A 22,942-nucleotide genomic window follows, 5' to 3' on the forward strand; every position below is an offset into this window, starting at 1 on the left:
GTTAACCTCCAAATAGGCGTTTGAGGAATCCTTTCTTCTCAACAGCTAAAAAGCGATGGGGAACCGTCTCTCCTAAATAACGTCTGACAAAATCATCATAGGCTTGTCCCGCATGGCTTTGCGTGTCCAAAATAATCGGGGAACCATTATTGGAGGCTTGTAGCACACTTTTAGATTCTGGAATCACTCCAATCAAAGGGACAGCCAAGATTTCTAAAATGTCTTCCATCGCCAACATTTCGCCCTCTTGCACTCGTTCTGGTGCATAGCGAGTGATCAATAAAAACTCGCGTACTGACTCACCCTGCTCAGCTTTGCGGGTTTTACTGGCGAGTAAACCTAAGATGCGATCTGAATCCCGTACTGAAGAAACCTCAGGGTTAGTGACTACAATGGCATCGTCAGCAAAATACATCGCCATTGCAGCACCCTTTTCAATGCCTGCGGGCGAGTCACAAAGGATATAGTCAAACCCATCCTCTTGAAGCTCCTTAATCACACGTTCCACCCCCTCTTGTGTCAAGGACTCTTTATCACGAGTTTGGGAGGCAGGTAAAACATATAAATTTTCACACCGCTTATCTTTGATCAGCGCTTGCTTTAAGGTCGCCTCACCATTGATCACGTTAATAAAGTCATAGACCACGCGGCGCTCACAACCCATAATCAAATCGAGATTACGTAATCCTACGTCAAAATCGATCACTGCCGTTTTATGACCGCGTAAAGCTAACCCTGTTGCAAAGGCGGCGCTGGTGGTTGTTTTACCGACTCCTCCTTTGCCAGAGGTAACCACAATAATCCTAGTCAATCTAATACTCCTTTATTTAGTTGAGACACTCAAAAGTCACATAAGTAGTCATGCAAAAGTTATCGAGCATTCCTTCCGCAGGCGCTGTGAATACATCCTTGTAAGCTTCAAGGCAACGTCCCTGCCGCCAAGACTGCTCCAGAAATACCCGCTAACTTTCACTCAGGTACTGACTGTTACCAGCACAGCAAAAGGTCAGAGTTTAACAAATAGCACTTTAAAAACTAAGGTTAAATAGCCAATACCAGCTATATCTTTAAACTATTTTTAATTAAAACATAGAATCAATAACAAGTTTTTCACCGCTTAAATAGATCATTGCTGGACGACCTTTCAGTGGAGTATCCACTTCATCCAAGAGTCGGTAGCGTCCGGCAATAGCCACTAGCTCAGCTTCTAATTTTTGGCAAAAAATTCGCGCTTGAGTATCGCCTAACACACCCGCTAATACCCGCCCGCGTAGCGACCCATATACATGCACCGATCCCGCTGCTAATAGCTCTGATCCGGCACTGGTGTGCTGTAATACTACAATATCGCCTTGCAAGGCACACACTTGCTGCCCCGAACGTACCGGTTTATCGACTAATACTAAATGGGATTGCACGGGATTAGTAAGCGCTTGGGTAGGGGTAATTTCAACCGGAATAGAGGTTTGAGTACTACGGGCTACTGCCCCCGGACGTAGCATAGCCCAGCCTGCTTGTGCAGCCTGCTCACTGAATTCTTCAGGAAAATTACGTAAACCTACTGGAATGAAGTCCGCTTCACGTATAACATCTGCCAGAATTTTTAGGTCAATATTTTGGCATTCCGCGCTAATACCCTGACAATCCACGATGATAGGCCCTCTGGATAGCACGGGTGATATTTCACGCTTTTGTTTTAAAGCCGTACCAATAGCGGCTACATCACTAGACTGTAGTGCCAATACATTGACTAGCGTCATTTCGCCTTTAAATATAAAGGGTTGTTGCGCCATGAACTTTCCTCCTTGTCCCCCACTATGAGTCTTGATATGGATAAGCTAGCTGTAAATTTGACCTTATCGGAAAATTTTTATCTTTTCATAAGGATTTGTTATATTTATAACCAAGTTGTGAGTTATTAATCACAACCTAAACCTCTCCTGAATAACTAAGCTTGCTGGAATTTATAATCATGCGCAGGAGCAATTATCGCACCTTTTTTCCCTATATTGCCTTAGTAGGGTCTCTTAGTTTTTATGTAATGGGCAGCACTGCAAATGCAGAACTTGACAATACCCGCTACACCACTCCGCTACCCGAATTAGGCAGTGTAGCCAGCCCCTCTGAGCAATTTCGTATTGCAGAACGCTATATTAAGGGAGCAGGTGTAGAAAGCAACCCAGAGCTTGGTATGCAGTGGTTACGTTTAGCGGCTGCACAACAATACCCTAAAGCGCTTTATGAGTTAGCTTTCCACTACGAACACGGCATTGATGCTAAACAAGATACCAGCAAAGCGGTTAGCTTATATAAACAAGCTGCTAATCTAGGTTACATGGATGCGCAATTTAATCTAGGCTTTTTGTACATTAAAAATGGTGATGTCAAAGAAGCTAGCGTTTGGCTAGAAAAAGCAGCGCTGCAAAATGATCGGGATGCCCAATATAACCTATCGCTCATTTATGCCGATAATATGTTAGGGGGGAGTACTGACAATCAAAAAGCGATTGAGTGGCTCACTAAAGCGGCTGAAAACGGGCATCGTGATGCTCAATTCAATCTAGGTACACGTTATCTTCAAGGCACTATCGTTGAAAAAAATATGGAAAAAGCAGCCTATTGGTTCACGACTGCTGCTAACCAAAACGATGCCGCCGCCCAATTTAATTTGGGGCTGATGTATGAAGAAGGTGATGGAGTCGAGAAAGACCTAGCTAAAGCTATTGAATGGTATCGTAAAGCAGCCGAGCAAAATGAGGCAGGAGCACAATATAATTTAGGCATTAAATACGTATTGGGCGAAGGCATAGAGCAAAATACGGACAAAGGGATTGAGTGGGTGTCAAAAGCCGCTGAAAATAAAAACCCTGCGGCACAATACATGATGGCGTATTTATTTAATCAAGGCAGTGACTTACCTCATGACCCTTCTCAAGCGCTTTATTGGTATCGTGCCTCTGCCGAACAAGGCTATGTAGAAGCTCAATATAATCTTGCGATGATGTTTGCCAAAGGTGAAGGGGTAGAACAAGATTATAAAGAATCCCTCTTCTGGGTACGCAAAGCGGCGCAAGCCAATCATATTAATGCTCAATATAGTCTGGGTACTTTTCTCGCTAAGGGACTAGGGACTCCTAAAAATCTACCTGAAGCGGCCTTTTGGCTCTCTTTAGCCGCTGCTAAAGGGGAGCAACATGCGATAGAAAACCGCGATGTCGTGATGGAAATGCTCAGCTCAGCCGAACGCGATGATGTTAAAAAGCGTATTGAGGTAGAGCTTGCCAAAAACCCTACTGATAGACCTATGGGTTCGCCCTAAACACCGTTTCACAGGGTAGCGCCTAGAGCACTACCCCTGAGATAGGCTTGAGGTATTGAAAACACCCTAACATGATCTAAAAGTTCACCCATTGCTCAGTTCAGGGTAAAATGCCGCATTTTATAGTGTTGGGATACCCCGATGAGCGCTTGGCTAAAACCTATTTTCCCTCCCCCTCCTCATGGTTCTACCTACTGGGGACAATTACAAGGTAGCGCCCAAAGTTTATTAATGGCTAATACCGCTGAACAACACAAAGGCATAGTCCTGCTACTGACAGCCGATATTCATGCCGCCCATCGCTTAGAAGCCGCATTAAGGTTTTTCACTCCCCATACACCTATACATATTTTCCCTGATTGGGAAACCTTGCCTTATGATATTTTTTCACCGCTTGAAGATATTGTCTCGGAACGCTTAAAGCTGTTATCCAAGCTTTCTAGTATGGTACAGGGTATTTTAATCGTACCGATGACGACTTTAATGCATCGCCTACCGCCCACTCACTATATCCATGCGCATACTCTTAATGTCACGACAGGCGATTCATTTAAGGTAGAAACCTTTCGCCAGCAATTAGAGCAAGCGGGCTATCGCTCAGTGAATCAAGTGCTAGAGCACGGTGAGTACGCCACGCGTGGCTCGATCTTTGACTTATTTCCTATGGGTAGCGATGTACCTTATCGCATTGATTTGTTTGATGATGAAATTGAAAGTATTCGCAGCTTCGACCCTGAAACTCAAAGGACTCTGGATAAAGTTAAACAAATTGAATTATTGCCCGCCCGCGAGTTTCCATTAGATAAAGCGGGAATTGCGTTATTTAAGCAAAACTACCGCAATCAATTAGGGGGTGATCTTAGTCGTAGTCAAATTTATGATGCGGTGAGTAAAGGCAATCCTCCCGCCGGTATTGAATACTATCTACCCCTGTTTTTTGAGCACACTGCTACCCTATTTGATTATTTGCCTGAGCGCACTTTAGTTATTTTTGAGGATCAAGCTCAAGCCGCGATGGCGAGCTTTTGGCAAACGATTGAGCATCGCTATGAAGAGCGCCGCCATGATATTGAACGCCCACTCCTAGAGCCTAAAAAGGTTTTCATTGATCCCGCCACACTCAATTATGAATTAGGGCGCTATCGACGTATTCAAGTAGCCCAAGGTACTGAGCAAGCAGGTACACATTATCCTACTTATTCCCTACCGCCCCTCTTAGTGCAAACTAAGCATGAGCAACCTTTAATTTTGCTCACTGAATTTTTAAAGCTGCTCAAAGGGCGCGTGCTGTTTACCGCAGAATCAGCAGGACGGCGTGAAGCACTATTACAATTACTGCGTGATAATCAATTAAGCGTCAAAGTACTGGAAAGCTGGCAAGCCTTTTTAAATTCCAAAGAGGCTATGGCGATTACCGTCGCTCCTTTGGAATCCGGCTTTTGGCTCAAGGAACCTGCTTTAGCCGTTATTCCCGAAACGCTGTTGCATGGTGCACCCGTTCAACAACAACGCCGCCGCAAAAAAGCTACGCGCGATGCTGACTCGATTATTCGCAATCTCACCGATCTGAATCAGGGTACACCTATCGTGCACGAAGAACACGGAGTCGGGCGCTATTTAGGGATGCAGACGATTACCACTGGAGGCATGACTTCGGAGTATTTAACTCTCGAATATGCAGGCGGTGATCGACTTTATGTGCCTGTTACGGCTTTACATCTGATTAGTCGTTATACAGGGGTATCACCTGATGCAGCCCCCCTACATAAACTAGGTAATGAGCAATGGAGCAAAAGTCGCCAAAAAGCCGCCGAAAAAGCCCGTGATGTGGCGGCGGAATTACTCGATATTCATGCGCGTCGTGCTGCTCAACTCGGTCAAGCCTTTGAATTTAATGAGCTAGAATATCAACAATTTTCCGCTGGCTTCCCCTTTGAGGAAACACCGGATCAAGCCCTTGCGATTGAATCGGTTATTCGAGACATGCGCTCCAAGCAACCGATGGATCGAGTCGTGTGCGGTGATGTGGGCTTTGGTAAAACCGAAGTCGCTATGCGTGCTACCTTTATCGCTGCCAATGCAGGTAAGCAAGTCGCTATTATTGCCCCGACTACCCTACTGGTTCAGCAACATTTAAATAATTTCCGCGACCGCTTTGCCGATTGGCCGTTTGTTGTGGAGTCTTTATCACGCTTTAAAACCGCTGCTCAAGTGAAGCAAGCATTAGAGAAGGTAGCCGCTGGGCAAATTGACATAGTGATTGGTACGCACAAACTATTACAAGACGATGTAGTATTTAAAAATCTCGGCTTAGTGATTATTGACGAGGAACATCGTTTTGGGGTGCGCCATAAAGAGCAACTCAAAAAGCTACGGGCTAATGTCGATATGCTCACCATGACCGCCACACCGATTCCGCGCACGCTGAATATGTCGCTGTCGGGTTTGCGTGATTTATCGATTATTGCTACCCCTCCGGTACAACGCCATGCGATTAAAACGTTTGTCACCGAATGGAGTAATACCCTGATTCAAGAAGCGTGTGCGCGGGAAATTGCACGCGGGGGTCAGGTATATGTGCTGCATAATGAAGTAGATACGATTGGCAAAATGGTCGAAGACCTACAAGTATTATTGCCACAAGCTAAGATCCAATACGCACACGGGCAAATGCGCGAGCGCGAATTGGAAAGCATTATGCAGGACTTTTACCATCAGCGTTTCCAAATTTTGGTTGCCACCACGATTATTGAAAATGGTATCGACGTTCCCTCGGCAAATACCATTATTATCAATCGCGCGGATAAATTAGGGCTAGCACAATTACATCAATTACGCGGACGGGTTGGGCGTTCGCATCATCGCGCTTATGCCTATTTAATTACTCCACCGAAAAAGCATTTAACACCTGATGCGCAAAAACGTTTAGAGGCTATTGAATCCTTAGAGGATTTAGGGGTTGGATTTACTTTAGCGACTCACGATTTAGAAATTCGCGGGGCGGGTGAGTTATTAGGTGAAGATCAAAGCGGGCAAATCCAAGAGATTGGCTATCACCTTTACAATGATTTATTGCAACGTGCCGTGCGAGCCTTAAAAACCGGACAAATGATCGATTTAGCGCAACCGACTCAACCACCGACTACGATAGATTTAGGCATTCCGACGTTAATTCCAGAGAGCTATTTGCCCGATGTGCATAGTCGTTTGATTTTATATAAGCGTATTGCGAGTGCTGAAGATCAAATGGCATTGGATGAATTACGGGTAGAAATGATTGATCGTTTTGGTTTATTACCAGAACCCACTCAAGCCTTATTTGCTGCCACTGAAATTAAATTACTCGCGCAACCCTTAGGGATTCGTAAACTGGATATGCATGCCACAGGAGGACGTATTTTATTCGATGCCAAGCCTAATATTGATCCTATGAAAATTATTCAATTGATTCAAAAACGTTCGTGGGATTTTAAGTTAGAAGGCTCGGATAAACTACGTCTTTTAAAAGAAATCCCTAATACTGAGGAACGAGTACTGTGGCTTAAGAAGTTTTTGCAGGAATTGGTAAGCTAACTAATAACTCCTCAGCAATGAGCTGGGGATGTTTACGAGCAAGGCGAATTAAAGTGCGAGCTGCGCCAGATGGCTGGCGGCGGCCTTGCTCCCAATCTTGTAAAGTACGACGTGAAATACATAAGGCATGTGCAAATTGAGTCTGTGATAAACCTGTAGCAAAGCGGGCGGCGGCCACTTCGTTGGGTTCTACTACTGTTACACGCCCTTTTTGTCCAGCTTTCATTTCTCGTACCGCTTGCAATAATTTGTTTCCTAGCTCTTCACCTGTTATGTAATCTTTATCTGTCATTTTCAATAGCCTCTCTAATGGCTTTCAGAATATGGGCAGGTATGTTTTCCCGCTCACTTTTAGCATAAATCGTCAATAACCAGATTTCCCCCGAAGGTAAACGAGTAAAATAGATGACTCGTACACCACCACTTTTGCCTGCTGAAGCTCCACTACGTATCCAACGAATCTTTCTACGTCCACCTGACCGTGGAATCACTGAACCCGCTTCTGGATTAGCTGCTAAAAAGGTGCAAAATTTTCCACGATCATCTTCTGACCATAGCTCCTCGGCATCAGCCGTAAAAGTTGGAGTTTCGATTATCGTATACATACTATAAAGTATACGGCAATGCCGCATAAGATACAATTGATTTTAATAGTTTTGCTGTAAATAGAGCAAATAAGCCGTTATTGCTAATGGTTTGATGAGCCTTCTACTATTTTTATTTCATCTTCAGTTAAGCCATACAACTTATAAATCAATTGATCAATTTTATTTTCTAAAGTAGAAACATCAGTTAATGAATCTCTACTCTTTTTATTTATAATATCATTAACAACACTAGAAAACTCCTCTGTACACGACAAAAAGGTAAAGGATAAGGCTAGAGGAGATAGCTTTAAATAGCCCACGCTATTAGGTTAGCTCTGTTATCGATCAAGATACCGCCCAATAGAACTCAGCAAAGACTTATATACGATATTAAAGAAATGGCTGCTTTAGTAAATTAGTCGAATTGTTGATAACTTTACTTTGGTTACAAAACGTGAACTTAGCATAATTAGCTACAACGACATGATTAGCCACAACGATAGGGGGTGAAAGCACCTGCCGAAACCACATTACCGTTTTCTACAACGCTTTATATTAGCCAATACTAGCCCACTACATACCTAGAGTTGTTATACTCTACTTAACGACACCGACGTAGCCCTACAATATGAACCCATCAGACCTACACACCCTCATCCAACAAGGCGAAAATGAAGCTGTTGAGTTTAAAACGCTGCCAGTACGCTCTGAAACCCTAGCGCGTGAAATGGTGGCTTTTGCTAATAGTGCAGGCGGAGTGATATTACTAGGTATTGCTGACGATGGTTCCATCATTGGCATTGATGAACACGAGCGTACTGAAGAATGGGTGATGAATATTGCACGTACCTCGGTTATTCCCGCTCTCAATGTACAATGCGAAGTGATCACTTATCACCATAAAACGATTGCTCTAATTCACGTTCCTAAAGGCAAAGATAAACCTTATCAAACCGGAGATAAGTATTTAATCCGTGTAGGCTCCACCAATCGCCTAGCTACCCAATCCGAACTCATGCGTTTGTTTCAAATGTCTGGTGTCTTTCATTACGATGCTACTCCCATTCCTCAGGCGTCTATGAATGACCTCAATATGGCAACCTTAGACCAATATTTTGCGAGCTACGGATTTGAGTTTTCCAAGGAAGACGACATAGCACGTAAACAATTACTTATTAATACCGATATTTTAAGCCCTTCGGGTGAGCCTACTGTAGGTGGATTATTAATATTTGGTATTAACCCTACACGTTATTTACCCCAAGCAGCCGTTATGTTTGCTCATTTTAATGGGGTAGAAATAGCAGCCGATTTAATTGATCGTCAAGAAATCATAGGCACTTTACCGCAACAAGTAGATACTGCTGTTGCTGTGCTAAAAAACAATATTATGCGCCCCTCTACGATTAATGGCACAAAACGGATTGATACCAATAGTCCTATACCTGATAAAGTCTTACGCGAAATGGTTGTTAATGCTTGCGTACACAGGAATTACTCTATAGCAGGTTCACGTATTCGAGTTTTGATGTATAGCGACCGTATTGAATGTATTAGTCCGGGGCGTTTACCTAATACAGTCACTATTGAAAAACTACGCTCTGGCGTTTCCTATGCTTCTAATCCTATTTTATTAAAATTTATGGATAATCTACGTTATATTGACCGTTTAGGACGTGGCTTTCCCATGATTTTCCGTGAAATGGAAAAACTAGGCAAAACCGTAGAGGTATATGAACTAGGAGAAGAATTAAGAGTAGTATTGGCGTTATAAACTACTCTTTTATAAAAAAACATTAAAATAAGGTTTAAACAAGCCTTGTTAATTACACAACTGATCCAATAAATGTATCCAATGATAAACCGGTAAATGGCTTGCCGCTTGTAAATGCGTTTGACAGCCAATATTAGCGGTCACAATCGCTTCGGGTTGACCTTTCATTAAATGTTGTAATTTATTAGTGCGTAATTGCCCTGCAATTTCGGGTTGTAAAATCGAATAAGTCCCTGCCGAACCACAACATAAATGCGCATCGGCTACAGGCGTTACTTCATAGCCACATTTTTTTAAAATACTCTCCACTACGCCATTAATCTTTTGCCCGTGCTGTAAAGAACAAGGCGATTGAAAAGCTACTTTTTTGATTTTAGGCTTTTTACCTAAAAGTGGTGTTAAATCTTCCTTTTGCAATACCTCAGCAATATCTCGTGCTAAATAAGCAATACGCTCGGCTTTAATTAAATAATCATAATCTTCGCGCAAGTGATAGGCATATTCCTTTACCGTTGCCCCGCAGCCACTAGCGGTAATAATAATGCCCTCCACTTTTTCGGCAAAATGTGGCCACCACGCATCAATATTGCGGCGCATTTGCTCGCGGGCGCGTTCGGGTTCAGCTAAATGCTGATTCACCGCTCCACAACATCCGGCTCCCGCTGCGCTAATCACACTAATGCCCAAACGATCTAATACCCGTGCGGTCGCTGCATTAATGTCGGGCGACAAAGACGGTTGCACACAACCTTCTAAAATCAAAATGCGGCGCTTATGACGTGGCTCTGGCCAAGTTCCAGCAGGACGCGAATCAACCACTTTTTCAGCAAGACTTTTAGGCAGAAAACGCTTAAAGGTTTGCCCTAATTTCAACGCAGTACCAAACGCTTTGCGATTAGGTAAATAGGTATTGAGGCGCTGGCGTAGTACTTGCTCTTTTTGCGGACGCGGTAACTGTTCTTCAATCAGGGTACGCCCAATATCAATCAACTTGCTGTATTCGACTCCCGATGGGCAAGTCGTCTCGCAACTGCGGCACGTCAAACAACGATCTAAATGCGTTTGAGTCGCTTGAGTAATACTTTGCCCTTCGAGAATTTGCTTAATTAGATAAATGCGCCCACGCGGGCCATCATTTTCATCGCCTAGTAATTGATAGGTGGGGCAAGTCGCATTGCAAAAACCACAATGCACACAACGGCGTAAAATCGCTTCTGCGACAGCACCCTCAGACGTATTACGATACTGATCGGTAAGACGAGTTTGCATAGATTACCAATCCTTATATAAACGTCCGAGATTAAAAATATGTTGCGGATCGAGTGCTGCTTTCACCCGCTGCTGGATCTGTTGCACGGTATCGGGTTGTGGATGAAATGCGCCCACTCCGGGTAAACGCCCACGATAGAGAGTCGCTTGACCGCCTTGTTTACTCGCAATATTACGCATCAAATTCACTGGCATATTGCTATATACCCAGCGCTGCGCTCCTGCCCAGTCAAGCAGCACATTACCTTCTAAACGGCTAATAGTCCCTGTCGCTGGCTCAACCGATAAACGCCACAACGGGCGATCATGTTGTTGGAAAAACTCATGGGTTTGATTGCGCAAGGATTGCCAAAACTCATCAGCTTCGGGTACTTCATCGCCCCCGACAAAGGAGTGAGCTTCTTGTACTCGATTTTCGGTTGCAGAAAAGCGGATATAGAGGCAATCATCAAAATAACAACAACCGCTCAAAGGTTGCGCAGAACGCCGTAGTGCAACTACATATTCCAGCGCTTCTTCTAAGGGCATTTCTAAAGCAGTCGTGAGTGAATATTCGGGCTTAGGCATCACCTTAAGAGTCACATCTAACATCACCCCTAATGTCCCCATCGAGCCAACCATTAAGCGTGACACATCATAGCCCGCCACATTCTTCATCACTTGACCGCCAAAGCTCGCCACCGTGCCAAAACCTGTGATCATAGTTGTGCCGAGCATATGGTCGCGCACACTACCCCACCAAGGACGAGCAGGGCCTGCTAATCCCGCCGCGACCACGCCACCAATAGTGGAAACAGGCGAAAAACGCGGTGGCTCAAACGCTAACATCTGCCCGCGCTCAGCAAGCGTCACCTCGATTTGTTCTAAGGGTGTGCCACTACGCGCTTTAATAAATAGCTCGGAAGGCTCATACGCGATCACCCCAATATGTCGCGCGGTCGATAGCACCTCTTTCGCACTGGTTTCATTGCCATAAAACTGCTTACTCCCACTACCCATAATAGCTAAGGGGCGCTGAGCCTCAATCGCATCACGTACTTGCTGTTGTAATGATTCACTGATGTCCATGTCCAGCCCTAAGATTAAAAACGTGGAAGGTCGGCATGAGGTAATTGCCCCTGATGCACATGCATAGCCCCTAATTCCGCACAACGATGCAGCGTTGGAACCGCTTTACCCGGATTTAATAACCCTTCTGGATCAAATGCCTGCTTTAAGGCATGAAATACTTGTAAAGCATCGGCATTAAATTGCACACACATAGAGTCAATCTTTTCATGCCCTACCCCATGCTCTCCAGTAATCGAGCCACCGACTGCCACACAGAGGGCTAAAATATCTGCCCCAAATTGTTCAGCACGGTGTAACTCATCGGTTTTGTTCGCATCGTATAAAATCAGCGGATGTAAATTACCGTCACCCGCATGAAATACATTCGCTACCCCTAATCCATAGTAATCCGATAACTGATTAATATGATTCAATACATAAGCCAAATGCTTACGCGGAATCGTGCCATCCATACAGTAATAATCCGGTGAAATCCGCCCCACTGCGGGAAATGCCGCTTTACGTCCTGCCCATAATTGCGCTCGTTCTTGGTCGTTTTCGGCAATATAAAGCTGTTTAGCCCCATATTGAGATAAAATTTTAGTAACTTGACCTTGGCTCTCCGTCACTTCTATGGGTGTGCCGTCTAATTCACACAGTAAAATCGCTGCCGCCTCACGCGGATACCCTGCTTTAGCAAAATCCTCAGCGGCACGAATGGCTTTATTGTCCATCATCTCCAAACCCGCTGGAATAATGCCTGCACTAATAATCGCTGCAACCGCATTACCCGCTGCTTCCACACTATCAAACGCAGCCATTAATACTTGCACTTGCAAAGGTTTGGGGGTGAGTTTTACAGTGACCTCGACCACAATACCGAGCAATCCTTCTGAGCCAATCATCAGCGCTAATAAATCATAACCTGACTGCTCTAACGCCACTGCGCCAAAAGTCATTAATTCGCCGTGAATATTCACCACTTTAATGCTTAAAACGTTATGGACCGTCAAACCGTATTTGAGACAATGCACTCCGCCCGAATTTTCCGCCACATTGCCCCCAATCGAGCACGCAATTTGCGAGGAGGGGTCAGGCGCATAAAACAATCCATGCTGAGCGACTGCTTGACTGATCGCTAAATTACGTATTCCGGGCTGTACCGTTGCGGTTAAATTGCGCGTATCGACTGAGAGGATCTTATTCATACGGGACAACCCTAGAATAATCCCATTTTCATCCGGCAAAGCCCCACCTGATAAGCCCGTACCTGCACCGCGTGCCACCACAGGTACTTTATGTTGGGCGCATACTTTAACTATGGCTTGCACCTGCTCAATGGTTTCGGGCAAAGTCACCGCTAAAGGCACACGACGATAAGCAGTCAAACCATCACATTCGTAGGGGCGTAACTCATCAGGCGTGGTTAATAACGCCTTTGCGGGTAAAGCAGCCCGTAAATCTGCTAACAAATTCAGTAGGTGAGAAGGGTTAAGTGCCATAAACTACTAAGCATCGTTGCTCGAAAACTTGCAAGTGTATCCTATTTACGACACAAATTGAGTATCTTCACTATGGATAGAGGCTAAAAATTGCTGACTTTAGTATTGATTGCTTTCGGTGGAGCCTGTGGAGCCTTATTACGCTATGGCACGGCTAACCTCGTAGTAGCAGCCCTTGGGCGTGGTTTTCCCTATAGTACTTTAATCATTAATATTCTTGGCTCGTTTTTAATCGGGCTATTTGCCGTATGGTTTTTACAGCGTGAATGGCTGAGCTTGCCCTATGCACGCGGTCTTATTGTCGGGCTATTAGGTGCATTTACTACCTTTTCTACTTTCTCCCTCGATACTTTAATTCTGTTAGAGCAAGGGGCATGGTTTAAAGCAGGTATTTATGTATTGGGGAGTGTAACACTCTGCCTACTAGCAACGTGGCTAGGTCTAATTTTAGCCCGTACCTTCTAAAACAACCCTCCCAATGGTGGGGGATTCACTATCTCCTATTTGCCGTACACTGAAGCTTTCATTGATGTAAGGAGGAGTTGTTTGTGCCTCAAAAATCCTTAATTAAAAATGGGCTAGGTGCATTAGTATTTATCATTGTTTCTGCTTATCTATTTACATTAGCCCCCACTCTCAGTATCGCTTGGGCAGTAGCCTTTTTAATGCTTACCGTTTATCTCTTTGCTTTTGAAGTAGTCCCTATTGACGTAGCAGCCATTTTAATTATGGTTTTACTAGGTCTAACTACTCTCTTAGCACCTTTAATGGGCTTAACCCAAGGTCTAGTACCTACTGATAAACTCTTTACTGGCTTTTCAGGAAATGCGGTCATTTCAATTATAGCGGTGATGATTATTGGTGCTGGCTTAGACAAAACGGGGCTAATGAATCAAGTTGCCAATTTCATTTTAAAAGTCGGTGGAACGACTGAAAAGCGTATTATTCCTATCATTTCAAGTACAGTGGCTACGATCTCCTCCTTTATGCAAAACGTGGGAGCAGCCGCTTTATTTCTGCCAGTAGTGAGCCGTATTTCTAATCGCACTAATATTCCCATGTCGCGCTTATTAATGCCTATGGGGTTTTGCGCTATTTTAGGCGGTACGATGACGATGGTAGGCTCTAGTCCACTGATTTTACTTAATGACCTCATTAATACTTCAAATACTCAGCTATCTCCAGAGCATCAATTACATACTTGGAAACTCTTTTCGGTTACACCTGTTGGCTTTACACTGGTTATTACCGGTATTTTATATTTTATTCTAGCGGGGCGCTTTGTATTACCTGCGGTGCAAGATAAAAATGCCGCTAAAGAAAGCACTTTAGAGCGTTTAGATCGTATGTATAAACTCGATATGCATTTATTCGAGGTAGAAGTCACTCGCGATAGTCCCTTATTAAATCGCAAATTGCTTGAAGTCGAAACCGAATATAACGTGCGTGTTATTGCTATTAAAGATGGCAATCAAATTAAAGCCGGAGTGGATGCCCTAGATCGAGATATTATCTTTAAAGTCGGTCAAGTACTCGGCATTATTGCCCTACCGGAGCGTAATAATACTTTCGTTGAACGGGCTGCATTAGTGATTCATCAAGGCACGCCTACCTTTGGTGATTTACTTTCCGACAAACAATCCGGCATGGCTGAAATTGTTATTCCCACTACCTCTAATTTAATTAATAAGTCCGCTATTGATGTCTGGATGCGTAAGCGTTATGGGTTATCGTTACTAGGCATTTTACGTAATGGTAAGGTCATTTATGCTGAAGATAAAAATCTTCCTGAAATTCGTGCTGTACCGTTTCAAGCCGGTGATATGCTTTTGGTTTATACCACTTGGCAAGCTTTAGAGCGTTTAGAGTCTGACCGTGATTTTATTATTGTTACTACTGACTATCCTCGTACAGAAAAACTCCGCCAGCATAAATTAGGCTGGGCTTTAGGCTTTTTTGCACTGGCTTTAAGTTTAGTATTATTCACCGATACTAAATTATCGATTGCTTTGCTCACCGGAGCTATTGGCATGATCTTAGCGGGGGTGCTTAAAATCGATGAGGCTTATTCCGCTGTTTCTTGGAAAACCGTATTTTTACTCGCCAGCCTTATTCCCTTAGGCTATGCGGTTGAGTCGACCGGAACGGCTAAATGGATAGCAGAAGGGGTGCTTGCAGTAGTCAAAGACTACCCGATCTGGGTAATTGAAGCCTCATTAGCGGTGTTAGCGATGGCGTTTACCTTGGTGATGTCAAATGTGGGAGCCACGGTATTATTAGTGCCTTTAGCTATTAATATTGCTATTGGTATTGGAGCTAATCCTTCGGTCTTTGCCCTCATTGTTGCCTTAGGTACCTCTAACTCATTCCTTATTCCTACCCATCAAGTGAATGCGTTAATTATGGGACCTGCGGGGTATCGAGTACCGGACTTTATTCGCGCAGGAGGTATTATGAGTATTTTATTTATTACCGTCTTAATTACTATGATTAATTTACTAGGCTATAACTAACTCTAACTAACAATTTACTACCCTTACTAGGGTGATATTAATTCGCCCTAGGCACTTAAGTAGTCATACAAAAGTTATCGAGCATTCCTTCCGCAGTCGCTGTGAATACATCCTTGTATGCTTCAAGACGGCATTCCTGCCACCAAGACTGCTCCAGAAATACCCGATAACTTGCACTCACGTACTTAAATAATGCCCTTAAGCTAAACTAATCAGCCGCCGCATTTTTTAAATCTTTATCCAATTGTTTCAAATCTTCAGAGCGATCTGCCTTCATATGGTATTTTTTCAGTAGCTTTTCATGCTCTGCTTGAGCAATTGAGCGCTCAATCACTACTTCATAACCACTAGAGCTAGTTAAAGTAATAAAGGGTTCTTTAATGGAGTTAACTAATTTATAAAACTCATTGAAGTCATTAAAATACTGCCCATTGACTTTATCAACAATCATACTTGCATCATGAAAACCCACATTACTGCTAGAGGCTAAGACACGCGAAATGCGTACATATTCAGTTTGCTTAGGTTGCTCTAACTTATCAAACTCTTGGCGAGTTAAGCAGCGATCAAATATTTTACGCGGCGTAAACACAAAACCACCATAAACCCAATAACGTGGCTGCTCATCATAACTATAATCAGTATGATCAGAACTCAGCAATGGCATAGCAATATCCAAAGGCTTGCCATCACGAATAATTTTCAGCTTTAAAGTCTCGCCGACTTGTAACATATCGACTTGATGGAAAAAATTAATAAAGCGGTCAGGCTCATACATAATACTACCATTACTTTCAATCGCATATTTATCGACATGTGTAATAATATCGCCTACCTTTAAAAATTTTTCCGCATCCGTATCCGCACAAACACTGGTAATTAAAATACCCGGATCACCACTTTTTAAATTATATTTCTTACGCATCGAAGGATTTAAGAGTTCTTCGGTCACTAAGGCTAAACGCGGAAAACCATCATATTTTCCATCAGCAATATCTTTTAGGAAGTGATTTAAAATACTGGTAGGAATAATATAGCCAATATTTTCCTCGCCATTTCCAGCGACTTGCATGACCACCCCAACTACTTTGCCATTCGATAAAGCAGGACCACCACTATTCCCTGCATTAATCGCCGCATCGATTTGAATCGCTTTAAACATTAAGTCACTATGCGCATAGGTCTGATATTCAATACGTGACACAATGCCTTTAGTCACGCTTAAACTATCACCTCCGGTGGGAAAACCATAAGCCGTGACCTCTTGATGCACCTCAGGCAAGCCACCAATGGTTAAAGGCTTTTTATCTTTAAAAAACTCTTTATCTTGAACCGTCAAAATAGCTAAGTCTGCCTCATGCGTGACAAACTCTACCTCGGCCTCATAGCGCTCTGGTGTGCCATCGCGTTGCACCTCAATAAAAGTACCATTGGCAATTACATGTGCATTGGTCACAATGCGATTACCCTCGATAATAAAACCACTTCCAATACGCGACTCCGAGCCTGAATTCCAAGGGGTAAAGGCATTAAACACTTCTGCCGTGGTATAAACCTTCACCACTGAATTAGCTAATTGCCGGAGTTCCTCGCTAGAACTCGATTTACCGGCTGCCCCAGCGACTATTGGTACTAGCAGCCACAATAATAGCCAAGTACCTAGCCTAGATGGGCTAATTAATTTCTTCATATTAATCCTTTATTAGTCAGACACTTAAGGAATGCCTAGTCACTGCATAACTAGATGACACTAATGGCTGCGTTGCTCATCCTCAATCGGTTGTTCCCAAGTGTGGTCTGTATAGTAATGGCGGTTATAACGATCCGCTTGCAATAATTCGAGTACCTCTTCCTGTACTCGCCGTGCCTCAGACACAAAGGCTTTACTGCCCCGTTCTGCTTTAATTTTACCCAATGCCTCAATCAGCATTTTATCATGTAGCGCGAACTGTAATGCCTTGCGGTGCGCTTGGTAAGCTCGCATACCTAATGCTTTTAAAACCTGCTGTCCCAACTGCAAAGAGGAATGGAACATTTCACGCTCTACATGGTTCACGCCTAATGCCTGAAGCTCTTGATAATTCAGCATATCATAGGCACGCACATAGAGTTTCAAGTTAGGGTAATGATTTTTAGCGATACGAATAATATCTTTAACCTTTTCACGTTCATCAATGGCAATGACTAACACTTGTGCCGTAGCCGCGCCTGCCATTTCCAATAAGTCAGCGCGACTCGCATCACCATAAAACACTTTAAAACCAAACGGTCTTACCCGCTCAATATGGGCAGTATTATTATCTAATACTGTCACTGGAATATGATTGGCTACTAATAAGCGTCCTATAATCTGACCGAAACGCCCAAATCCGGCAATAATAACGGGAGTATCTTGTTGCGTCGTCAGTTTGGCATCCTCGCCAATTTCCAAATCCTGCGGCAACTTTAAATGGGGTTGTAAGATACGCTCATTAATCATAACCAAAATGGGGGTAGTTAACATCGATAAAGCAATCGTGACCGTTAAAATATCTACCCAATGCGAGCCTAACACCTGATTTTGCAAAGCCAAAGCTAATAACACAAACCCAAACTCGCCCCCTTGAGCTAAGCAAAAAGCAAACCAATAGCGTTCACTATGACTAATACGATAGACCTTAGCCAAAAATAATAATAAAAAGAACTTAACTACGACTAAGCCAATAACCAGATAACCAATTAAAATCGGCTCTTTAATCAGTAAATTAAAATCAATATTCGCCCCTACCGACATAAAAAATAGACCGAGTAGTAAGGCTTTGAATGGCTCAATCGTTGCTTCTAACTCATGACGATATTCACTGGTTGCTAATACCACACCCGCAATAAATGCACCTAAGGCGGGCGAAAGCCCTACCATGCCCATTACTAAAGCAATGCCCACCACTAACATTAAAGCAGCCGCAGTAAAGATTTCCCTTAAGTTACTATCCGCAATAAAGCGTAAAATGGGGCGCAACAATAAACGCCCACTGAAAATAATGCTCAAGATCACTGCAATGGTAATACCCGCCTGTTGCCATGCAGGCAAGTGTGCAATAAGACTGGAACCATGTTCGGCGGCTTTAGACCCTTTACTAGCGGTGGTTGCTAATAAGGGTAATAACGCAATAATGGGAATGACAGCAATGTCTTGAAAGAGTAATACGGCAAAACTCGCCTGACCGCTCTCACTTTTTAAATGCTGGCGCTCGGCTAATAATTGCAAAGCAATCGCGGTCGAGGATAAGGACAAAATCAACCCGATAGCGGTTGAAGCTTGCCAAGTCAAATCCAGCACATAGTAGCCCACTGATGCTAAGGCAGCCGTTGTAACGATGACCTGCAATCCACCCAAACCTAAAATCGGGCTACGCATGCGCCACAGCAAAGACGGCTCTAACTCCAAACCAATCAAAAATAGCATCATCACTACGCCAAACTCGGCAAAGTGCATAATGCTTTCTGGATTTTTTACTAAGCCCAACACAAAGGGACCGATTACTGCCCCAGCGATTAAATAGCCTAATACCGCTCCCAAGCCTAGGCGACTGGCTAGCGGTACAGCAATAACGCCTGCTGCGAGAAAGATAAATACTTGCAGCATTAGCTCCATGTATCACCTCGCTGCAAAGACAATAGCGAGTTACGATAACGTTCGGCTTGTTGAATTAGCTGTTTTTCAGACAAGCTATCCGCCTCATACACCACAAAAGGCTCTAAATAATGCATACCACACAAGGTCGCGGTTTGCTCAAAAGGTGCTAATAATTGCCGCACCGTAAAGCGATTAAGTCCCGTAGCTTGATACGATTTACTGCTGCCTCCAGCACTCAATGCATTCATCAGATACTTACCCTTCAACGCCACCGCTTTAGAGCCATATCCAAAACCGTGCTCTAGCACTAAATCCATCCATTCTTTTAATAGTGCAGGTACGCTATACCAATAAAACGGATGCTGGAACACAATCACCTCGTGCTCCATTAATAAGCCCTGCTCACGCATCACATCAATCATGAAATTAGGGTAGTGATGATATAAATCATGCACTTTCACCCCTTCTAATGATTTAGCTGCATCCGCTAAATAAGACTGTACCCTAGAACGTTCAAACGCGGGGTGCGCTAATAGCACTAGGATACGCTGCATAATCTATCCTTTGAGTAGCAACATAGGCGGCACATTTAATAATCCCCTTAAACTCCAAAAGCCCGATAAACCCACTAATAATGCCCCTGCTACCGCTCCCAATACGGGTGGCCAAGGGTTAAAACTGCCTACTAAATCAAATAACTGCCATGCCACTAAAGCCCCTAATAGACTGGCAATCAAACCCGCTAATACTCCGGCCAATGCGCCAATAGCAATAAACTCTATACTAATACGCTGCTTTAGCTCGGTATAGGAAGCGCCCATTGATTTTAAAATAGCGATTTCACGCTGGCGCTCGGAGCGCTGTGATTGTAATGCGGCAATCAGTACCACCACCCCTGCCACTAAGGTGAATAAGAAAATCCCCTGTACCGCAAAGGTGGCACGATTAATCAGGGCGCGAATTTGCTCCATAATCGCGGAAACATCAATAGCGGTGATACTAGGGTATTGTTGAATCACCTGTTGGAGTAAAGCTTGGCTGGGCTTAGGCACATGAATGCTAGTAATAAACGTATGCGGGAGATCATTTAATAACTGAGGGGCTGCGACCACAAAGAAATTGGGTTGCAAACTATCCCACTTCACTTCACGCACACTCGTCACCGGTTGTTCAAAACGTTGTCCCGCAATATCAAAGGTAAGACGATCACCTAGCCCAAAACCTAAGGTTTTACCCACACCTTCCTCAATCGAAAACCCCTCTTTAGTCTCTGCTTTAAACCAAGTCCCTTCGAGCACCTTATTACTCGCGGGTAATTCACTAAAGGAAGATAAATTAAATTCCCGATTGAGTAATTGCTTAGCTTCTGGGTTTTCAAATTGCTCTTGGGTAATTTCCTTACCATTAATTGCCATTAAGCGCCCACGAATCATAGGGTATAACTCGCCCTCTAATTGACGCGCTTGTAAGGCTTTGACCACACCTTGTTGATCTTGCGGTTGGATATTAATCAGAAATTGATTCGGTGCATTGACGGGTAAACTTTCTTCCCAACGATTCACTAAATCGGTACGAATCGTGGTCAGTAGTAATAAGCTAAAAAATCCCGTGGCAAACACCACCAATAATAAGACTGAACGCCTAGCCCCCCGAAACACCGCCAACCAACGCCATGAAAAACGCCCGCTTAAATAATTCACCCACTTCACTAACCCCAACGCAGCCAGCCAAAAAACGCCTAAGCCCGCTACTAAACCACCTAAAATCCACAGCGCAAGGAGTGCGTCTTGTGCTTGTAACCAAAATAATCCATATAAGGCAGGAGCTAAAGTCATCAACCACCATTTCAAAGGCACACGAATTGTATTAAAGCGCTGCTGCAAAATTTGAATGGGTTCAGTATTCAATAATTGCCAAATATAAGGCAAAGCAAAGCCTAATAATAAAATCACTGCGGTCAAAAACCCCAGCCACACCGGACGCCAACTCGGTAAAGGCAGAGTTTCATTAATGACTTCTGCTAAACGATCCGCCAGAAAGAATTGCAAGCCATACCCTAAGGCAGAACCAATTAAGGCCGCGATTAGCGCGAGAATGAATAAGGAGATAAATTGCTCCTGCATTAAACCACTACGTACCTGCCCCATCGCTTTAGTCACGGCTACCGCCACCATTTCACGGCGCACTAAACTAGCACTGGTTAAAGCAATTGCAGTCGCGGCTAGTACCACGCTCAAGAGTGAGGACAAACCCAAAAAGCGCATAGCCCGCTGTAAGGACTCTTGTACACTGGGCAAACCATCATCCAAGGTGCGAATTTTTTCAATCGATTTTAATTGCGGTTTGAGCCACGTTTGAAACGCTTCAATAGTACGACTATTCCCCGCATAGTAATGGTTATAACGGGCGCGACTGGCTATCGTCACTAATCCGGTCGCAGGCACATCCGCCGCATTCATTAGAACGACGGGTGAAATTTGCAAAAAGCTCGTACCCCTGTCTGGCTCTTGAATGATTAACTCGCTGACCGTAAATAGGCTATTACCTAATTCAACTTGATCACCGATGTTGAGTTGCAGCATATTCATTAAAGCAGGCTCTACCCAGATCTCACCCGCTTTAGGTAGAGAGGTGGCTACGGTATAGGCTTGTCCTACAGCCTTAGCCAGACGTACCTCGCCCTTCAAGGGGTAAGCACCACTGACTGCTTTAACCTCGACTAATTGCATAGCATCGGCAGTACTTGCCATACTACTAAATTTCAGCATTTGCGCCGTGCGTAAGCCTTGTTGCTCGGCTTGCTTAGTAAAGTCATCACTCAAAGGGCGTGTAGAGGTCAGGACTAAATCGCCGCCCATTAGCTCCACGGCTTGCGCTCGCATCGCTCCACCCACACGGTCGGTAAAAAAGCCTACTGCGGTAACGACTGCCACTGAGACAATCATCGCAATTAGTAATAAGCGCATTTCTGGCAAGCGCCAGCGCCGCGTCCAGAGCGTCCAATGATAGGAGAGATTCATAGTGCCCCACCTTGTTTGACTAATACGCCATTACTCAAGTGATAATGCGCCTGACAGCGAGCGGCTAATTCTTCATCATGAGTCACCATCACTAAAGCCGTACCTTGATCTTGTACCAGACTAAAGAGCAATTCCTCGACCTCATGTCCGGTAGCACGGTCTAAATTTCCGGTAGGTTCATCCGCAAATAAGAGTTGTGGCTCAATCACAAAAGCTCTAGCGATGGCTACACGCTGCTGCTCACCGCCGGAGAGTTGGGTAGGAAAATGATTGAGCCGCTCACCTAAACCCACTCGTTGCAAGGCTTTGGTGGCTCGTTCACGCACACTGGCATCATTCGTTTTTAACTCCAGCGGTAACATGACATTTTCTAGTGCAGTTAAATTGTCTAATAAATGAAAGGACTGAAAGACAAAGCCCACTTTGCCGAGGCGCAGTTGAGCGCGTTGATCCTCGGTTAATGCCCCTACTTCTGTGCCGAATAGTTTAATTGAACCTGAGGTTGGAGTATCTAAAGCAGCCAATAAGCCTAGTAAAGTACTTTTGCCAGACCCAGAGGTTCCGGTGATCGCAATCGATTCACCACTTGGTACGCTTAAATCAATACCCGTCAAAATAGTGAGCAATTTATCGCTAGTGGGGATAGATTTGGTTAAAGCATTAGTCTCAAGAATAGTCGTTTTCATCATGAAGAGGTTTTCCATGCCATTACGTGGGTT

17 protein-coding genes are annotated in these 22,942 nt (G+C 44.0%); 5 read left to right on the top strand and 12 right to left on the bottom strand.

Annotation, left to right across the window (positions count from 1 at the left end):
- Position 1 precedes the first annotated feature (1 nt).
- Both minD and minC read right to left on the bottom strand, forming a co-directional pair.
- Positions 2-811, bottom strand: coding sequence for a septum site-determining protein MinD (gene minD / locus IPL34_RS17460; protein ID WP_296842778.1), 810 nt, complete (start codon positions 809-811; stop codon positions 2-4).
- Positions 812-1,082: 271 nt separating this feature from the next.
- A complete protein-coding gene (gene minC / locus IPL34_RS17465) occupies positions 1,083-1,793 on the bottom strand; it encodes a septum site-determining protein MinC (RefSeq protein WP_296842779.1) in 711 nt (236 codons plus the stop codon).
- Positions 1,794-1,972: 179 nt separating this feature from the next.
- Here minC and IPL34_RS17470 point away from each other — a divergent pair, with 179 nt between their 5' ends.
- A complete protein-coding gene (locus tag IPL34_RS17470; protein WP_296842780.1) occupies positions 1,973-3,319 on the top strand; it encodes a tetratricopeptide repeat protein in 1,347 nt (448 codons plus the stop codon).
- A 141-nt stretch (positions 3,320-3,460) separates the two neighbouring features.
- The gene (gene mfd / locus IPL34_RS17475; protein WP_296842781.1) at positions 3,461-6,892 is read left to right on the top strand and encodes a transcription-repair coupling factor; all 3,432 of its coding nucleotides are present in this window, start codon (positions 3,461-3,463) and stop codon (positions 6,890-6,892) included.
- On the opposite strand, the gene IPL34_RS17480 is transcribed toward mfd, so the two are convergent.
- Complete coding sequence (locus tag IPL34_RS17480) at positions 6,861-7,184, bottom strand: helix-turn-helix domain-containing protein (RefSeq protein WP_296842782.1); 324 nt, start codon at positions 7,182-7,184, stop codon at positions 6,861-6,863. The two genes, mfd and IPL34_RS17480, sit on opposite strands and share 32 nt — an antisense overlap.
- Positions 7,174-7,497: a transcriptional regulator gene (locus IPL34_RS17485; protein ID WP_296842783.1), complete on the bottom strand. Its 324-nt coding sequence runs from the start codon at positions 7,495-7,497 to the stop codon at positions 7,174-7,176. The genes IPL34_RS17480 and IPL34_RS17485 overlap by 11 nt, the downstream gene beginning before the upstream one ends.
- Positions 7,498-8,107: 610 nt before the next feature.
- On the opposite strand from IPL34_RS17485, the gene IPL34_RS17490 reads away from it, so the two are divergent.
- Positions 8,108-9,253: an RNA-binding domain-containing protein gene (locus tag IPL34_RS17490; RefSeq protein ID WP_296842784.1), complete on the top strand. Its 1,146-nt coding sequence runs from the start codon at positions 8,108-8,110 to the stop codon at positions 9,251-9,253.
- A gap of 48 nt (positions 9,254-9,301) precedes the next feature.
- On the opposite strand, the gene glcF is transcribed toward IPL34_RS17490, so the two are convergent.
- From glcF to IPL34_RS17505, 3 genes are read right to left on the bottom strand one after another with little or no spacing between them, the layout of a single operon-like run.
- Complete coding sequence (gene glcF / locus IPL34_RS17495) at positions 9,302-10,522, bottom strand: glycolate oxidase subunit GlcF (RefSeq protein WP_296842785.1); 1,221 nt, start codon at positions 10,520-10,522, stop codon at positions 9,302-9,304.
- A 3-nt stretch (positions 10,523-10,525) separates the two neighbouring features.
- Positions 10,526-11,590 carry a glycolate oxidase subunit GlcE gene (gene glcE, locus IPL34_RS17500; RefSeq protein WP_296842786.1) on the bottom strand — a complete coding sequence of 355 codons (1,065 nt, stop codon included), beginning with the start codon at positions 11,588-11,590 and terminating at the stop codon, positions 10,526-10,528.
- A gap of 14 nt (positions 11,591-11,604) precedes the next feature.
- The gene (locus IPL34_RS17505) at positions 11,605-13,074 is read right to left on the bottom strand and encodes an FAD-linked oxidase C-terminal domain-containing protein (RefSeq protein ID WP_296842787.1); all 1,470 of its coding nucleotides are present in this window, start codon (positions 13,072-13,074) and stop codon (positions 11,605-11,607) included.
- Positions 13,075-13,164: 90 nt separating this feature from the next.
- On the opposite strand from IPL34_RS17505, the gene crcB reads away from it, so the two are divergent.
- Positions 13,165-13,539, top strand: coding sequence for a fluoride efflux transporter CrcB (gene crcB / locus IPL34_RS17510; protein WP_296842788.1), 375 nt, complete (start codon positions 13,165-13,167; stop codon positions 13,537-13,539).
- A gap of 83 nt (positions 13,540-13,622) precedes the next feature.
- A complete protein-coding gene (locus IPL34_RS17515) occupies positions 13,623-15,587 on the top strand; it encodes an SLC13 family permease (protein ID WP_296842789.1) in 1,965 nt (654 codons plus the stop codon).
- 208 nt (positions 15,588-15,795) lie between these two features.
- Here IPL34_RS17515 and IPL34_RS17520 read toward each other — a convergent pair whose 3' ends face one another.
- The 5 genes from IPL34_RS17520 to IPL34_RS17540 are packed head-to-tail and all read right to left on the bottom strand — an operon-like array spanning position 15,796 to position 22,909.
- Complete coding sequence (locus IPL34_RS17520) at positions 15,796-17,277, bottom strand: trypsin-like peptidase domain-containing protein (RefSeq protein WP_296842790.1); 1,482 nt, start codon at positions 17,275-17,277, stop codon at positions 15,796-15,798.
- Positions 17,278-17,337: 60 nt separating this feature from the next.
- A complete protein-coding gene (locus IPL34_RS17525) occupies positions 17,338-19,221 on the bottom strand; it encodes a monovalent cation:proton antiporter-2 (CPA2) family protein (protein WP_296842791.1) in 1,884 nt (627 codons plus the stop codon).
- Positions 19,212-19,757 carry an NAD(P)H-dependent oxidoreductase gene (locus IPL34_RS17530; protein WP_296842792.1) on the bottom strand — a complete coding sequence of 182 codons (546 nt, stop codon included), beginning with the start codon at positions 19,755-19,757 and terminating at the stop codon, positions 19,212-19,214. Before IPL34_RS17530 ends, IPL34_RS17525 begins: the two co-directional genes overlap by 10 nt.
- Positions 19,758-19,760: 3 nt before the next feature.
- Positions 19,761-22,223 carry an FtsX-like permease family protein gene (locus tag IPL34_RS17535; protein WP_296842793.1) on the bottom strand — a complete coding sequence of 821 codons (2,463 nt, stop codon included), beginning with the start codon at positions 22,221-22,223 and terminating at the stop codon, positions 19,761-19,763.
- Positions 22,220-22,909, bottom strand: coding sequence for an ATP-binding cassette domain-containing protein (locus IPL34_RS17540; protein WP_366931103.1), 690 nt, complete (start codon positions 22,907-22,909; stop codon positions 22,220-22,222). The genes IPL34_RS17535 and IPL34_RS17540 overlap by 4 nt, the downstream gene beginning before the upstream one ends.
- Positions 22,910-22,942 lie beyond the last annotated feature (33 nt).

It is taken from the genome of Thiofilum sp. (genome assembly GCF_016711335.1).
In the GTDB taxonomy this organism is placed as follows: Bacteria; Pseudomonadota; Gammaproteobacteria; order Thiotrichales; family Thiotrichaceae; genus Thiofilum.

What these genes read in the sequence shown, in the direction of transcription:
- minC (WP_296842779.1), bottom strand. Translation starts at nt 1,793, where the DNA reads ATGGCGCAACAACCCTTTATATTTAAAGGCGAAATGACGCTAGTCAAT.
- IPL34_RS17470 (WP_296842780.1), top strand. Translation starts at nt 1,973, where the DNA reads ATGCGCAGGAGCAATTATCGCACCTTTTTTCCCTATATTGCCTTAGTA.
- mfd (WP_296842781.1), top strand. Translation starts at nt 3,461, where the DNA reads ATGAGCGCTTGGCTAAAACCTATTTTCCCTCCCCCTCCTCATGGTTCT.
- IPL34_RS17480 (WP_296842782.1), bottom strand. Translation starts at nt 7,184, where the DNA reads ATGACAGATAAAGATTACATAACAGGTGAAGAGCTAGGAAACAAATTA.
- IPL34_RS17485 (WP_296842783.1), bottom strand. Translation starts at nt 7,497, where the DNA reads ATGTATACGATAATCGAAACTCCAACTTTTACGGCTGATGCCGAGGAG.
- IPL34_RS17490 (WP_296842784.1), top strand. Translation starts at nt 8,108, where the DNA reads ATGAACCCATCAGACCTACACACCCTCATCCAACAAGGCGAAAATGAA.
- glcF (WP_296842785.1), bottom strand. Translation starts at nt 10,522, where the DNA reads ATGCAAACTCGTCTTACCGATCAGTATCGTAATACGTCTGAGGGTGCT.
- glcE (WP_296842786.1), bottom strand. Translation starts at nt 11,590, where the DNA reads ATGGACATCAGTGAATCATTACAACAGCAAGTACGTGATGCGATTGAG.
- IPL34_RS17505 (WP_296842787.1), bottom strand. Translation starts at nt 13,074, where the DNA reads ATGGCACTTAACCCTTCTCACCTACTGAATTTGTTAGCAGATTTACGG.
- IPL34_RS17520 (WP_296842790.1), bottom strand. Translation starts at nt 17,277, where the DNA reads ATGAAGAAATTAATTAGCCCATCTAGGCTAGGTACTTGGCTATTATTG.
- IPL34_RS17525 (WP_296842791.1), bottom strand. Translation starts at nt 19,221, where the DNA reads ATGGAGCTAATGCTGCAAGTATTTATCTTTCTCGCAGCAGGCGTTATT.
- IPL34_RS17530 (WP_296842792.1), bottom strand. Translation starts at nt 19,757, where the DNA reads ATGCAGCGTATCCTAGTGCTATTAGCGCACCCCGCGTTTGAACGTTCT.
- IPL34_RS17535 (WP_296842793.1), bottom strand. Translation starts at nt 22,223, where the DNA reads ATGAATCTCTCCTATCATTGGACGCTCTGGACGCGGCGCTGGCGCTTG.
- IPL34_RS17540 (WP_366931103.1), bottom strand. Translation starts at nt 22,909, where the DNA reads ATGAAAACGACTATTCTTGAGACTAATGCTTTAACCAAATCTATCCCC.